This is a genomic window from Marilutibacter spongiae (genome assembly GCF_014145325.1).
Taxonomy (GTDB): domain Bacteria; phylum Pseudomonadota; class Gammaproteobacteria; order Xanthomonadales; family Xanthomonadaceae; genus Marilutibacter; species Marilutibacter spongiae.
Window position 1 is genome coordinate 78,184 of the sequence record NZ_JACHTF010000004.1, and the last position, 14,245, is coordinate 92,428.

Consider the following 14,245-nt stretch of genomic DNA (forward strand, 5'->3'; position numbering starts at 1 on the left):
CCGAGTCCCCCTGCTCCATGGCTGCCCCCCTCCACATCGAAACCCATGGCCGCGGCCCCTCGCTGGCCCTGATCCACGGCTGGGCCATGCATGGCGGCCTGTTCGCGCCGCTCGTCGAGCGCCTGGCCGATCGCTACACCCTGCACCTGGTGGACCTGCCCGGCCATGGCCATTCGCGCGCGTCCGGGGCATCGCTCGATCCGGCCACGCTCGGCCGCGAGCTGGTCGCCCGGGTGCCCGACGCGGTCTGGCTGGGCTGGTCGCTGGGCGGCCAGTTCGCGCTGCGCGCCGCGCTCGATGCGCCCGCGTCGGTGCGCGGCCTGGTGATGGTCGCCGCCTCGCCCCGCTTCGTCAGCGGCGGGGACTGGCCGCATGGGGTCGGTCCGAACCTGTTCCGCGATTTCGGCGATGCGCTCAAACGCGACTTCCGCGGCACGCTGGAAGGCTTCCTCGCGCTGGAGGCGCTCGGCTCCACCCATGCCCAGGACGAGCTGCGCAAGCTGCGCACGCAGGCATTCGAGCGCGGCGAACCCGCACCGCGCGCACTGCTCGAGGGCCTGTCGCTGCTGGACCGCCTCGACCTGCGCGACGCCCTCCCCGGCCTGCGCGTGCCCAGCCTGTGGATCAGCGGCAAGCGCGACCGGCTCGTGCCGACGGGTGCCATGCCCGCCGCCGCCGCGCTGGCCCCGGACGCGCGCAGCCTGGTGATCCCGAACGCCGGCCACGCGCCGTTCCTGGGCGCCGCCGACACCGTGGCGGCGGAAATCGACGCCTTCATGCAGGCCCTGCCCGCGGACACCTCCGCCGGCCGACCGGTGGACGCCGCATGAGCGATCTGTTCGACCACCGCCAGGTACGGCGCGCCTTCTCCCGCTCAGCCGGCCACTACGACGAGGCCGCGGCCCTGCAGCGCGAGGTCGGCGCTCGCCTGATGGAAGCGCTGGACTACCTGGACGATCCCAGCGTGGCCCTGCAGCCGGACTGCGTGGTCGATGTCGGCTGCGGGCCCGGGCATGCCGCGATCGCCCTGCAGCAACGCTGGCCCAAGGCCCGGGTCGTCGCCCTCGACCTCGCCCTGCCCATGCTGCAGGCCACCCGTGCCAACGCCGCCGCCCTGCCCGGAACGCGTCGACCGCGCTGGCTGGGCGGCGCGGCCGCGCCCGTCGCGCTCTGCGCCGACGCCCGCGCCCTGCCCCTGGCCGACGCCAGCGTCGACGTGCTGTTCTCCAACCTCTGCCTGCAATGGGTGGAGGACCTGCCTGCGGTGTTCGCGGGCTTCCGCCGCGTGCTCAGGCCCGGCGGCCGCCTGCTGGTCTCGACCTTCGGACCGGACACCCTGTTCGAGCTGCGCGGCGCGTTCGCCGAAGCCGACGAGGCGCCGCACGTGAGCCTGTTCCCGTCCATCGCCCAGTTCGGCGACGCGCTCGTCGCAGCGGGCTTCCGCGATCCGGTGCTCGACCGCGACGAGTTCACCCATCGACACGACTCCCTCGCGGCGCTGATGCGCGAGCTGCGCACCCTGGGCGCCACCAATGCCATGGCCGGCCGTCGTCGTGGCTTCACCGGCCGGGCACGATTCGCCCGCGCAGAGCAGGCCTACGAAGTCCTGCGCGGACCGCCGGTCGACGGCCACCCCGGCCGCCTGCCGGCCACCTGGGAGGTCATCTATGCCCAGGCCTGGGCGCCGCCCCCGGGTGCGCCGATCCGCATGGGCGGCATCGACGAGGTCCAGGTGCCGGTCTCGAGCATCCCCATCCGCCGACGCTGACGCCCGCGCGCCATGACCGGCAAGGCCGGCCGGGCGCACACTGCCCCCATGTCCGACACGTCCCGCCGCACCGTGCTGCTCGCCGTCGCCGTCGCCCTGGCCTCGGCACTGTTCTTCACCTGCACCTACGTCCTCAACCGCGCGGCCGCGGTCGAGGGCGGCCACTGGGCATGGACGGCGTCGCTTCGCTACCTGGCCACGCTGCCGCTGTTGTGGCCGCTGATGCGCTGGCAGGGCGGCGCAGCACCGGTGCTGCGCGCGATCGCCGGCCACCCCCTGCCCTGGCTGGGCTGGAGCGCGGTGGGCTTCGTGCTGTTCTACATCGGCCTGAGCTATGCCGCCGCGAGCGGGCCGTCCTGGCTGGTGGCCGGGACCTTCCAGCTGACGGTCATCGCCGGCATGTTGTGCGCGCCCTTCCTGTACCGCGATGCCCGGGCGCGGATCCCGCCGCGCGCGCTGGCCGCGGGCCTGGTGGTCGTGGCCGGTGTGCTGCTGATGCAGTTCGGCCATGGCGGCGGCGCGCTGGACCGCGAGGGCTGGATCGCGCTGGCCTGCGTCGCGGTGGCGGCGTTCGCCTATCCGCTTGGCAACCGCGGCCTTCTGCTGCACCTGGAGCGCAGCGGCGACGGCCTGAACGCGACCCAGCGCGTGTTCGGCATGACCCTGGCCAGCCAGCCTGCATGGTGGGCGCTGGCGCTGTTCGCCCTGGCCGATGCCGGCCTGCCCTCGCTCCCGCAGCTGGGCCTCGCGGTGGGGGTCGCGCTGGGCGCCGGCATCATCGCCACCGTGCTGTTCTTCCAGGCCACCGGCATGGTCCGCAACGACCCCACCGGGCTGGCGGCCGCGGAAGCCATGCAGGCCGCGGAGATCCTGTTCGCGACCCTGATCGGGGTGCTCTGGCTGGGTGAGGCGTGGCCGACCGGCCGCGCGGCCTGGGGCGCGGGCCTGGTCGTGGCGGGCATCGTGGTGTTCAGCATCGTCGCGGCCCGGGGCGCGGCCGGCCGACCGGCGGCGACGCGGCGCCTGCGCACCGATCGCGGCGCCTGAACGGGAGGCGGCGTTCCGCCGCAACGCCGCGTGACGCCTGCTCGCAGGATGGATAGATTCGGGAGCACGTCCCCCGACACGCCATTCGCATGCGTCCCTTCGCCGTCTCAACGCTCTGCACCCTGGGCCTCGCCATCGGCCTGCTGCTCGCGCACAGCCGCCCGGCCGCCGCGACGCCGCCGCCCGGGCCCGACACCCGCGCGATGATGGAAGCCTGGGGCCTGGACCCGGCCCTGCTTGCCGGCAATGCCAGCGGCCTGCTGCAACGCGCGCCCGATGCCGCCGTCGATGCGCTGTTCCAGGCGGTGCACGGCAGCCTGCAGGATCCGCGCGAGGCGCGCCTGCTGTGCGCGGCGTTCGAGCCCGACGGCGATCGCAGCCTCGACGGTCTCAGCCGCGCCGCCGGCGCCCTCGGCGACAGCAGCCGGCAACGCTTCGCCAATGCGGTGGTGCTGGTCCTGGTGACGGCCGCGCAGGGCAGCCCCCAGCCCTGGGACGCCGACGGGGCACGGCAGTCGCTGAAGGCCGCGGCGGTCCGCGCGGCGATCCTCAACGACGGCTTCACCGCCGCGCTCAATGGCGCCGACGCCGACGCGCGCTGCCGCGCGGTGGGCCAGCTGACCGCGGCGCTGGAAGACCGCCCGCAGGCCGAGCGCGCCGCGGTGACGCGGCTGCTGCTGATCGAGGGCATGGCCATGCTCGGCGATACTTCGCTGGCCCGCGACTGAGCCTTCGCCGGTCGCGGCGAGCGCCGGCTCAGGCGCCGACCTGTTCCAGCCAGTCCTGCAGGTTGTAGTAGTTGCTGACGCGGGCGATGCCCGCCGGTCCCAGCTCGAAGAACGCCCCGCCGGGCAGCACGTAGCGTTGCCCGTGGGCGCGCGGCAGGCCTTCGTCGTCGGCGAGGTACTCGCCGTGCACGACATACTCGGCCGCGGCGCGGCGGCCATCGGGCGAGACCATCACCACGATGTCGCGCAACTGTTCGCGGTAGCAGCGCGCCATCCGCTGCAGGAACGCGTCGAAGGCGTCGCGGCCGGTCTCGCGCGGGCCCTGGTTGAGGTCGTGGACGACGGCGTCGTCGAGCAGGGCCAGCATCGCGGCCCAGTCGCCACGGTTGAACGCAGCGTAGTAGTCGAGCACGCGCTCGGTGGCGCGGTCTTCTTCACGGGTTCCGTCGATCCTCACGTCGGTGTCCTTGGCCATGGCCGGTGGCGGGGGATGCTCATGATGCCGCGAACAGCGCCGGCAGCGCGTCCAGGTCGACGTTGCCACCCGAGAGGACCAGGCCGACCCGCCGCCCGCGGAACAGCGCCGGACGTGCGAGGACCACCGCCAGCACGATCGCCGCGGACGGCTCGACGACCAGCTTGAGGCGCTCCCAGACCAGGCGCATCGCCGCGACTACCGCCGCGTCGTCGGCGAGCAGCACCTCGCGCAGGTGTTCGCGCAGCACGGGAAAGGTGAGCGTGCCGAGCTCGGCGCGCAGGCCGTCGCAGATCGTGTCGGCACGGCGGCCGGTGATGCGTTCGCCCGCGGCCAGGCCATCGTATGCGTCGCGCGCGCCCTCGGGCTCGGCGCCGAACATGTCGATGCCCGGGTCGACGCCGTGCGCGGCCAGGCAACTGCCCGACAGCAGGCCGCCGCCGCTCACCGGGGCGACGACCGCGTCCAGGCCGGGCACCTCGCGCAGCAGTTCCAGCACAGCGGTCCCCTGGCCGGCCATGACCCGCGCATCGTTGAAGGGGTGCACGAGGACGCCACCGGTCTCGTCGAGCACCGCCCGGGTCGCCGCGTCGCGCGAGGCCTGGTCGGTGTCGCAATGGACCAGCCGCGCGCCGTAGCCGAGCATCGCTGCCTGCTTCACCTTCGGCGTGCTGTGGGGCGCGACCACGGTCGCGGTGCCGCCGCGCAGGCGCGCGGCGAGCGCGACCGCGGCGCCATGGTTGCCCGAACTCTGGGTGACGATGCCCCGCGCGACTTCCGCCTCGTCGAGGGAGAAGATCGCGTTGCAGGCGCCGCGGAACTTGAAGGCGCCGACGCGCTGCAGGTTCTCGCACTTGAAGTGCAGTTCGCAGCCGGCCATCGCGTCGAGCGCCCGCGAGCGCAGCACCGGCGTCACGTGGGCGTGCGGCGCGATGCGTGCGGCGGCGGCGAGCACATCGTGGAAACCGGGGAGCGGGGTGGGATCGGTCATCCGCGCAGGGTAGCCCAGCCATCGGAGCGGGCGCCACGGACGCGCATCGTCGGCTGCGGGGCCGGGAGGCCGGCGGAAGATGGAGCCGCCGGTTTAGGTTCCTTTTGCCAAGACAATGGGTTGCACGAAGCAAGCCCCCTCATGCGTCCCAGCCGCGGGAGGCGGTGGGTATCGCCTCGGGCTCGACCCACCCCACGGGGTCCGTATCGCATGGCTCAATGCGCCCTCGAACCGGCGCCCCGGCTTGCGCGGACTGCGGGTTATCCTCCATGCCAGCTCGTGCGATGCCTTCACGGACAACTCGACCGCCCATGGGCAAACATGGACACCCGGGAGTTTCGCGACCTGGGGTGGGCTTCCAGGCCCGGGGAGAAGAACCCGAATTAAGCGCGAGTTCAATGACTTAGGCCCAAGGTGGAAGCGTCCGAATTGGGGGATTCACCATGATTCGCAAACTGCTCCTGCCCGCCCTGACCGTTGCCCTGCTGGGCGGCTGCGTCAGTGGCTACGGCTATCGCCCCGCCGGCACCGGTGGCTACTACTACGGCCAGCCCTCGGTCGAGTACCGCTACTACGGCGGCTACGGCTATCCGTATGGCGGTTCCGGCTACGGCTACTACAACCGTCCGGGCTGGGGCTATCCGTACTACGGCTACCCGGGCTACTACCCGCGGCCGCCGATCGTGGTGCGCCCGCCGCACCGGCCGGACCATCCGCACCGCCCCGATCATCCGGACCGGCCCGATCGCCCGGACTACCCGGATATGGGCGATGGCGGCAACCGTCCGCCGTGGCGCGACCTGGACAACATCAACCGGCGCGAGGTCCGCCCCCCGCGGATGGTGCCCCAGCAGCCGGTCAGCCGGCCCGGCGTACAGCCCCGTCCGCAGCAGCCGGTGAGCCGACCCAGCGTGCAACCACGCCCTTCGACCCAGCGAAGCGCACCGCCGGCACGCAGCAGTGCACCGCCGCGCGCCCGCACGATCGACCGCGCCGCGCCGGCCACGCAGGAACGCTGAACAGGCATAGGCCACCGGACGTCCCGGACGTGACGGAGGTCGCTTGACGGCACTGCGCCCTCGGGCGCAAGCTAGGCCCACCTGACCCAATGTGTCGCTTTCCGACGCAACCTGGGTCAGGCAGTGCCGCAAGCGTCGATGTCGGCGTTCGACGAGGAATCACGGATCCCCCCTGTTCCGTCCCCGTCGAGCGTCGGCGCCTTGCCGGCGATATACCGACTTGGCCGCGCTCTGCGGCCATTTCTTTGCCTGTACGACAGGGCTCGCGCGGCTTGGAGCGCATATTCCAGGCGCGGATCACGACGCCGACCGTATGGACGTCACAGGATCGGCGGGCAAAAAAAGCCAAAAAAAAGGGCCGAACGTCCCCCGACATTCGGCCCTCTGCTTCCCCGGCGGGCACATGGCCAGCCCCTGTTCCAATTCCGGCCGGCGCCTTCGCGCCTGCCCCGTCGGGTGCATGAGTAGTAATGCAGAATGCGTGCCAACTTTTCCCGCGTACGGGAAGCAGACAGGCAAGCGCGCCCCGACTGGCCTAGAATCCGAGCCCTTGGCGGGCACCGTGGTGCCGGGACCCGCCGACGAGGACCCTGGGAATGAGCAGCAGCTTCCATCGCTATGACGTGATCGTGGTCGGCGGCGGGCACGCGGGTACCGAGGCCGCGCTGGCCGCGGCCCGGGCCGGCGCGCGCACGCTGCTGCTGACCCACAATGTGGAGACCGTCGGCGCGATGAGCTGCAACCCCGCCATCGGCGGGATCGGCAAGGGCCACCTGGTCAAGGAAATCGATGCCCTGGGCGGGATCATGGGTCGTGCCGCGGACGCCGCCGGCATCCAGTGGCGGCGCCTCAACGCGAGCAAGGGCCCGGCCGTGCGCGCAACCCGGTGCCAGGCCGACCGCAATCTGTACCGGGCGTTCGTCCGCCGCGCGGTCGAGGACCAGCCCGGGCTCTCGCTGTTCCAGTCCGCGGTCGACGACATCCTGTTCGAAGGCGGGCGCGTGTCCGCCGTCCTGACCCAGGCCGGCCTGCGTTTCGAGGCGCCGGCGGTGGTGCTCACGGCCGGTACGTTCCTGGCCGGCAAGATCCATGTCGGCCAGGCCACCCATGCCGCCGGTCGCGCCGGCGACCCGCCCGCGACCGCGCTGGCGCAGCGCCTGCGCGAGGGGCCGTTCGTGGTCGACCGGCTGAAGACCGGCACCCCGCCGCGCATCGACGGCCGCACGCTCGACTACGCCGTCATGGACGAGCAGCCGGGCGACGACCCGCGGCCGGTGATGTCGTTCATGGGCAGCGCGGCCGACCATCCGCGGCAGGTGTCGTGCTGGATCACCCACACCACCGAGCGCACCCACGCGATCATCCGCGACGCGCTCGACCGCTCGCCGCTCTACACCGGCCAGATCGAAGGCACGGGCCCGCGTTACTGCCCCTCGATCGAAGACAAGGTGGTGCGCTTCGCGGAGAAGGCCAGCCACCAGATCTTCGTCGAGCCCGAGGGGCTGGGCGTCGCCGAGATCTATCCCAACGGCATCTCCACCTCCCTGCCCTTCGACGTGCAGCTCGAGCTCGTGCGCAGCATCCGCGGCTTCGGGCAGGCGCACATCACCCGCGCGGGCTATGCGATCGAGTACGACTATTTCGATCCGCGCGGCCTGAAGACGACACTGGAGACGAAGGCCGTCGCGGGCCTGTTCTTCGCGGGCCAGATCAACGGCACCACCGGTTACGAGGAAGCGGCCGCGCAGGGCCTGCTGGCCGGCGTCAACGCCGCGCGTTTCGTGCGCGAGCGGCCGGGCTGGTCGCCGCGTCGCGACGAAGCCTACCTAGGCGTGCTCGTCGACGACCTGAGTACCCATGGCACCTCCGAGCCCTACCGCATGTTCACCAGCCGCGCCGAGTACCGGCTGCAGCTGCGCGAGGACAACGCCGACCTGCGGCTGACCCCGGTCGGGCGCGAGCTCGGGCTCGTCGACGATGCGCGCTGGTCGCGCTTCGAGGCCAAGCGCGACGCGGTCGAACGCGAGGGCACGCGACTGGGTGGCTTGTGGGCGGCGCCGACCAATTCCCTCGGCCGCGCCGTGACCGACACCCTCGGCATCGAACTGAGCCGGGAGACTGCGGCGCGCGACCTGCTCAAGCGACCCGGGGTCGACTACGCGGCGCTCGCGTCCGTGCCGGGCATCGGACCCGGCGTCGGGGACGCCGCGGTGGCCGAACAGGTCGAGATCGGGGTGAAGTACGCAGGCTACCTCGAGCGCCAGCGCGAGGAGATCGACCGCGCGCGCCGCAACGAGGACACCGCGATCCCGGCCGGCTTCGACTACGCCACGGTGCGCGGTCTCTCGGCCGAGGTGCGGCAGAAGCTCGAGCGGGTGATGCCCGGCACCGTCGGCCAGGCGCAGCGCATCCCTGGCATGACACCGGCGGCGATCTCGCTGCTGCTGGTCCACCTGGCCCGGCATCGCGCCAGCCGGGTGGCCTGAGGGCGTTCGGGCGGGCGCCGGCTTCGCCCGACTCAGGCCTGCCAGAAGCGCGCATGGCGCCGCGCCGCGGCCTCGATCCCTGCGAGCTCCGCGCCGGCGAGCGGCGCGAACAGGGACGGCGGCGCATCGGCACCTGTCCGCGGCCAGGTGCCCACGACGCGGCCACGCACGACCACGCAGGGCTGGATGATGCCGTTGAGGGTGAACACCCGCCGGTGCTCGTCCGGTGCCAGCACTGGCGTGCGGTCCTTGTAGCCGAGCAGGTATTCGTCGAAGGCGGGCAGCAGGAGCGGGCCTCGCGGCGGCCGTGTCGACGCGGCGTTCGCCCCGGCCAGGTCGCGATACGACACGCCGTCGAAGTCCAGGGCCTCGAGGTCGTCGCCGGCCAGGTGCAACGCCAGGCTCGCGTCGCGCAGCGTCAGTCCCGACCACCACGCCAGGTCCTGCGCGGTCGCGGGGCCGTGCCCGGCGAGATAGCGCACGGCCAGCCGGGCCAGTGCCTCCTCGCGCGCGAGCGCCGGCGCCGGCGCGACCCAGGCATCGAGCCAGACGAAGCTGGGCTGGCGCCCGATCCTCGGCCCCTGGCACAGCAGGCCCTCGTGCACCAAGCGCAACAGGACGTACAGGCCGCGACCGCCCGCGGTGGCGATGCCGGCGGTCTCCAGGGCTTCGTACAGGACCGGCCGCGGCAGCGGTCGACCGTCGCGCAGTCTATGCTCGATCGTGCGTCGCGCGCTCGCCAGCGTGTTGGCATCCAGGCCGCGCCCCCGTGCCTGACGTGCGAGCTCGCGGTCCAGGTAGCGCGTCGCCAGCAGGCCCTGGAGCCAGCGCAGGTCTTCGGCGGCGACATGGTGCAGGGTGCCTCGCATCGGCCAGGTGCGGACGATACGCCCCTCTGCGACGGCGGCTTCGACCGCGGCCGCCGAGCGCGCCCCGCTGCGCAATCCAATCGCCCAGCAGGCCGCGACCGGGTCCTGTGCCTGCACCGCCAGCAGGCGTTGCACCGCCGCGACCGGCGAGGTCGCCTTCTCCGCGCCCAGGTGCTGGGCCGCCAGGCGTCGCGCCCGCAGGCTGGCCAGCGTGCCCGTCAACGTTCGAGTTCGAACACCGCGGTGACCGACGCGGCGTAGCTTACCCTGGGCTGCAGGTAGCGGCCGGGGGCGGGCAACCGGCTGCCGGTGACGGTGATGCGGTCCAGTGATCGCGCGCCGTACCCGGCGCTGAAGCGCGCGTTCGCGCTGTCGACGCTGTACACCGGCCCCAGCGTCGCGCCGAACGAGCGTGCCACCTCCGATGCTTCGCGCCGGGCGTCCTCGACGGCCTTCACCTTGGCCTGCTGGCGCAGGGCGGGGGCCTGGCTGGACTCGAACTCGACCTGGGAAATCGCGGTGGCGCCGGCGGCCAGCCCCCCGTCGAGCAGGGCATTGAAGCGGTCCAGGTCGTGCAGGGTCGCGGTCACCTCGCGACGGGCGAGATAGCCGTGGCTGATGCGGCGGCCCTCATCGTCGTAATCGACGTCCTCGGCGGCATCGAGGTCGGAGGCGGTGACGTCGGCGTCGCCGATGCCGAAGCCGGGGAGCGTCGCCAGCAGCCGGGCCACGCCCGCGTCGACCTGTTGCTTGGCCGCCAGCGGCGCCGGCTGCCGTGCGCTGAACCGGAAGGTGACGCGCACCCGGTCGGGCTTCGCGTCCACCTCGCCCGTGCCGCTCGCGACGATGTGCGGCCCATCGGGAAGCGGCGTGCCGGCATGGGCGGGCGGAAGCGCGGCGTACAACAGCGCGTACAGGACAAGCGTGGGTACCAGGCGCATCGTGGACTCCATGTCGAGGGCACGGCCGAGCTTACTTCTCCTTGCGCCAATTGAGATAGCCACGGCTTTCCTCGGAACCGGACTCGATCTCGACGTCGAAGCCCTTGCCGAGCAGGTATTTCAGGGTCAGCACGGTGCCGTTGCCGAGCAGCGACACGCCGTAGCCCACGTACAGGCGGGGCGAGAGGCGCTTGCCGAACCCGAAGACGCCACCGGCAGTGCGGCTTTGCATGACCCCGGCGTCGTCGAGGCCGAGCCGGGTCCCCAGTTGCGACGCCAGCACGCTGCCACCCGCCGACAGTGCCGCGTTGGCCGCGCTGAGCTGTTCGCTCTCGCTGTCGCTGGCCGAGGACAGCGGCCGGCCAAGGGTCAGGTAGGAAAGCGCCTCGGACTGGGTGCTGGCCGGATCGGACCAGACCTCCACGCTGGGACTGCCGACGCGGCCGCCGATGTCGACGCCGGCGGTGACGTCGCCGATCTCGCGCTCGGCGCGGACGTCGAGGATGGGGTCGGACACCGGACCGCCGGACCAGCTCAGGGTACCGCGGGTGATGGTGAGGTCCTGCCCGTAGGCCTTGTAGCGACCGGCGACGGTGAGCGCGCCACGGGCGGTCATCTCGCGGCCCGGGCTGCTGCGCACGCGCATCTGGCCGCCCAGGCGCCCCTTCAGGCCGAAGCCGTTGAGGCGGACGTCGTCGCCGAGACTGATGTCCAGGTCCAGCTGCAGGGGCGTGCTGCCGGTCTTCTCCGGGTCCACCGGATCGAGCACGACCACGTCCTCGGACGGGCTGACCGCGCCGTCCAGGCGCTCCAGGTCGAGCAGGGCCGAGGGCACCGCGACCTTGCCGGTGACGGTGATCGGTTCGTCGTTGGCGATGCGCACCTGCAGGTCGGGGCTGGCCACGGCCCGCAGGTCGCGCGTGTCCGACACCAGTACGTTGTCGCCACGCACGTTGAGCTGCACCGGCGGCGCGCCCTCGCGCCAGCCGAGCACGCCGTCGATGTCGAGCACGCCGCCGGCCTCGTCGCCATTGCTGCTGCGGATGCGGCCGTCGATGCGCGCCGTGCCGTCGCCCTGCGCGACCAGGTCGACCTGGCCGTCCTGCAGGACGATGCCCAGCGCCGGGAGCTCGGTGGTGAAGTCGCTCAGGCGTGCCTGACCGCCCAGTCGCGGTTCGGCGCGGGAGCCCGACACCGTCAGGTTGCCGGACAGGCGGCCCTGCGGTTCGAGCAGGTCCGGCGAGAACAGCTCCAGCCAGACCAGTTCGTCGATGTTGAACTCGGCGCTGCCCGACAGCGGCGCGTAGGCATCCCAGCCGGTCTGCAGGCGCGCGGCGAGGCGCCCGCTTTCGTTGATCGTGCTGTCCAGCGTGGCCTCGATCCGGTTGGGATCGAACTGCGCGGACAGGCGCAGGTTGCCGTAGTTGAACGGCTCCCGCTGGGCGCGTTCGCGGAACTTGAAGCCGCCGCTGGGCGAGCTCAGTTCGACATGGCCCTGCCAGGCATTGCCGGCCGGACGCAGCTGGGCGTCGAGGGCGACTTCACCGCGCATCACCCAGGGCCGGCCGTCGCCGCGCTCGGGCAGGTAGGGCTCGACGAGGAGCAGCGGCAGGGCCTCGCCCTGCACCGACAGCCCGCGGCGCGGCCAGTCCGCGCTCGCGCACAGGCGGCCACCGGCACTGGAGGCCAGGCAGGCGGGGTCGAGCCGGGCGTTGCCACCGTCCCACCCGAAGCCCGCGGCCTGCTGCAGTTGCCACTGCGCGCCCCGCGCCGGCGCCAGCGCAAGCCGCGCCAGTTCGCCTTGCCAGGCACTGCCCTGCTTGCGAACCTGCCCGGCCAGCGCCAACTGGCCGATCTCGCCCTGGCCGTCGGCGTCGAGCGACAGCGCTTCCACCGCGCCGCGCGCATCCACGCGCAGGGTGTCCAGGGCGACCCCGGCCTCCAGGCCGGTCGCCCGCAGGGCCAGCGCGCCCTCGCCTCGACGCCAGGGCAGGCGCCCCTGCACGCTCAGCGCCTGCACGCTGTAATCGCCGTAACGCAGGGCGTTGCCCTGCAGCTCGGCCTCGACATCGGGCGCAGCCGGCGCGCCGCCCAGCCGCACGCGCCCCTGGAGGCTGCCGCTGGCGGCAGGCAACAGGTCGGCCAACTGCAGGGGCATGAAGCGGGCGTCGACATCGAGGGTGTCGGCCACCCGCCCCTTGGCTTCGATGCGGCTGCCGCCCAGGCTGAGCGCGACTTGGCCCCGGTAGGTCTCGCCGTCGATCTCGACATCGCCCTGGCCGTCGAGCGGCCGGTTGCGCAGGCGGCCGCCCAGGTCCTCGACCACGACGCTGGCGCGCAGGCCGCCGGGGTCGCGCAGCTCGCCTTCGCTGCGGATGCGGCCATCCACCGCGCCCGGCCAGTCGGCGACGAAATAGCCCGGATCGAAGCCCGCCAGCGTCGCCTCCGCCGTCCATCCCAGCGTCGGCGCCCAATGCAGTTGGCCGTCGACGTCGAGGGTGCCAGTGGGCATCGCGACGTCGAAGCGCTCCAGGCGCATCTGGCGGTCATCGCCGCGACCGTCGAAGTCCACCGTCGCCTGTTCGCCGGCGCGCGTCAGCGTGGCGCGGCCGACCGCCGCCCAGGCCTGCAGCGTGCCGGCGACGCCCAGGTCGGCGTCGCCGACGATCGCCACGGGGTCCACGTCGCCCGGCGCGGCCTCGGCACCGGTCCAGGTGATGCCGCGGGCATTGAGCGCCAGGCGCACGCGGGGGTTTTCCGGATCGCTGAAGTCGCCGCGTCCCTGTGCGCGCACGCGGCCGTCGAGTGTTTCGAGCACCAGTGGATCGAGCTCGAGCACCTGGTCGCGGAGACGCAACGTGGAGGGCAGCAGGCGCGCCGCCAGCGCGCCCTGGCGGACATCGCCGCTCAGGCGGGCTTCGCCGTCTTCGCCCTCGACCGCAAGCGACACGACCCACGGGTCCTGCGCCGGCACGTCGCTGCCGACCAGCAGGCCGGGGTCGATCGCGTCCGCGCGGACATCGAGCGTCCAGCGCACCGGCGATTCGCCGCGCAGGGTGGCGGTCGCGCGCAGCGGCCCGGGCACCGCGCCCCCGATGCCGACGTCCATGCGCGCGAGGTCGCCGCGGGCGACCAGGCCGATGCGCGCGGGCGTGCGGCCACGCGGCGCAGGCAGTACCGCGGTGGCGACCAGGTCGGTGCGGTAGCCCTCGCCGGGCCGGTATTCGCCATCGACCGCGAAGCGGCCTCGATCGCTGGCGACGTCCAGGTGCTCGACTTCGAGCACGCCGCTGCGCGCGCGCAGGCCGCCGCGCAGGCGCTGGATGTCGATCAGCGGCACCGCCGCCGCCGCGCCGCCGGACACGGCCTGTTCCAGGCGGCTCACCGCGAGGCCATCGACCTGCACGTCGTCGGCTTCCAGCGCCAGCGGCGGCTCGATCGCCGGCAGCACGTCCGGCCAGCGAGGCAGCTCGAACGGGGTGTCCTCGGCCAGCGGCAACTGCAGGCTGGCCCCCTCCAGTTGCAATGCGTCGAGCCGGAGCGTGCGCCCGATCAGCGGGCGGAGCGCCGGATCGAGGGTGGCGCGCTCGGCGGTGAACACCAGCCCGTCCATCTCGAAGCGCAGGCCATGCAGCGTCATCGGGCCGGCGACCGGGCCCTCGGCCTCGCGCCACTCCAGCCGGGCGTTGGCCGGCAGGCGCGCGACCACCTGCCCGAGCAGCATGTCGCGCCCGCCGACGGTGCTCAGCAGCCAGTACAGCAGGCCGCCGGCGAGCAGGCCGAGGCCGGCGGCCACCAGGCCAGTGCGGACCGCCAGCACCCGCATGCGCGCGCGGCGGCGCTGGCGCAGCTCGCGGATGCGTGCCTCGCGTTCTTCCGGCGTGGGCGGGGTGGTCGCGGGAGCGGGTGCGCGGGCCATGC

The 14,245-nt window shown here is 73.1% G+C and carries 11 protein-coding genes; 6 read left to right on the forward strand and 5 right to left on the reverse strand.

Annotated elements, in window-relative coordinates:
* The first annotated feature begins 17 nt into the window (after nucleotides 1–17).
* The 4 genes from bioH (at nucleotide 18) to H4F98_RS05005 (ending at nucleotide 3,543) form a co-directional block, all read left to right on the forward strand.
* Complete coding sequence (gene bioH, locus H4F98_RS04990) at nucleotides 18–830, forward strand: pimeloyl-ACP methyl ester esterase BioH (protein WP_182685536.1); 813 nt, start codon at nucleotides 18–20, stop codon at nucleotides 828–830.
* Complete coding sequence (gene bioC / locus H4F98_RS04995) at nucleotides 827–1,768, forward strand: malonyl-ACP O-methyltransferase BioC (RefSeq protein WP_182685537.1); 942 nt, start codon at nucleotides 827–829, stop codon at nucleotides 1,766–1,768. The genes bioH and bioC overlap by 4 nt, the downstream gene beginning before the upstream one ends.
* A 48-nt stretch (nucleotides 1,769–1,816) precedes the next feature.
* Complete coding sequence (locus H4F98_RS05000) at nucleotides 1,817–2,815, forward strand: multidrug resistance efflux transporter family protein (RefSeq protein WP_182685538.1); 999 nt, start codon at nucleotides 1,817–1,819, stop codon at nucleotides 2,813–2,815.
* Between the two features lie 89 nt (nucleotides 2,816–2,904).
* On the forward strand, nucleotides 2,905–3,543 hold the full coding sequence (locus H4F98_RS05005; RefSeq protein ID WP_182685539.1) for a hypothetical protein: 639 nt from the start codon (nucleotides 2,905–2,907) through the stop codon (nucleotides 3,541–3,543).
* 28 nt (nucleotides 3,544–3,571) lie between these two features.
* On the opposite strand, the gene H4F98_RS05010 is transcribed toward H4F98_RS05005, so the two are convergent.
* Together H4F98_RS05010 and H4F98_RS05015 are read right to left on the reverse strand one after the other, a co-directional pair.
* Entirely contained in the window at nucleotides 3,572–4,000 is a 429-nt protein-coding gene (locus tag H4F98_RS05010; protein ID WP_343064729.1) for a ketosteroid isomerase-related protein, read from the reverse strand.
* A gap of 37 nt (nucleotides 4,001–4,037) precedes the next feature.
* The gene (locus H4F98_RS05015; RefSeq protein ID WP_182685541.1) at nucleotides 4,038–5,009 is read right to left on the reverse strand and encodes a pyridoxal-phosphate dependent enzyme; all 972 of its coding nucleotides are present in this window, start codon (nucleotides 5,007–5,009) and stop codon (nucleotides 4,038–4,040) included.
* Nucleotides 5,010–5,452: 443 nt separating this feature from the next.
* On the opposite strand from H4F98_RS05015, the gene H4F98_RS05020 reads away from it, so the two are divergent.
* Together H4F98_RS05020 and mnmG are read left to right on the forward strand one after the other, a co-directional pair.
* A complete protein-coding gene (locus tag H4F98_RS05020; RefSeq protein ID WP_182685542.1) occupies nucleotides 5,453–6,028 on the forward strand; it encodes a hypothetical protein in 576 nt (191 codons plus the stop codon).
* 596 nt (nucleotides 6,029–6,624) lie between these two features.
* Complete coding sequence (mnmG, locus tag H4F98_RS05025; protein ID WP_182685543.1) at nucleotides 6,625–8,514, forward strand: tRNA uridine-5-carboxymethylaminomethyl(34) synthesis enzyme MnmG; 1,890 nt, start codon at nucleotides 6,625–6,627, stop codon at nucleotides 8,512–8,514.
* A 32-nt stretch (nucleotides 8,515–8,546) separates the two neighbouring features.
* Here the strand turns inward: mnmG and H4F98_RS05030 are convergent, their stop codons facing one another.
* Genes H4F98_RS05030 through H4F98_RS05040 form a run of 3 tightly spaced genes read right to left on the reverse strand, consistent with a single transcriptional unit; the run spans nucleotide 8,547 to nucleotide 14,243 of the window.
* Nucleotides 8,547–9,605: a winged helix DNA-binding domain-containing protein gene (locus tag H4F98_RS05030; RefSeq protein ID WP_182685544.1), complete on the reverse strand. Its 1,059-nt coding sequence runs from the start codon at nucleotides 9,603–9,605 to the stop codon at nucleotides 8,547–8,549.
* On the reverse strand, nucleotides 9,602–10,324 hold the full coding sequence (locus H4F98_RS05035; protein ID WP_182685545.1) for an SIMPL domain-containing protein: 723 nt from the start codon (nucleotides 10,322–10,324) through the stop codon (nucleotides 9,602–9,604). The genes H4F98_RS05030 and H4F98_RS05035 overlap by 4 nt, the downstream gene beginning before the upstream one ends.
* 31 nt (nucleotides 10,325–10,355) lie before the next feature.
* Nucleotides 10,356–14,243: a translocation/assembly module TamB domain-containing protein gene (locus H4F98_RS05040; RefSeq protein WP_182685546.1), complete on the reverse strand. Its 3,888-nt coding sequence runs from the start codon at nucleotides 14,241–14,243 to the stop codon at nucleotides 10,356–10,358.
* Nucleotides 14,244–14,245 lie beyond the last annotated feature (2 nt).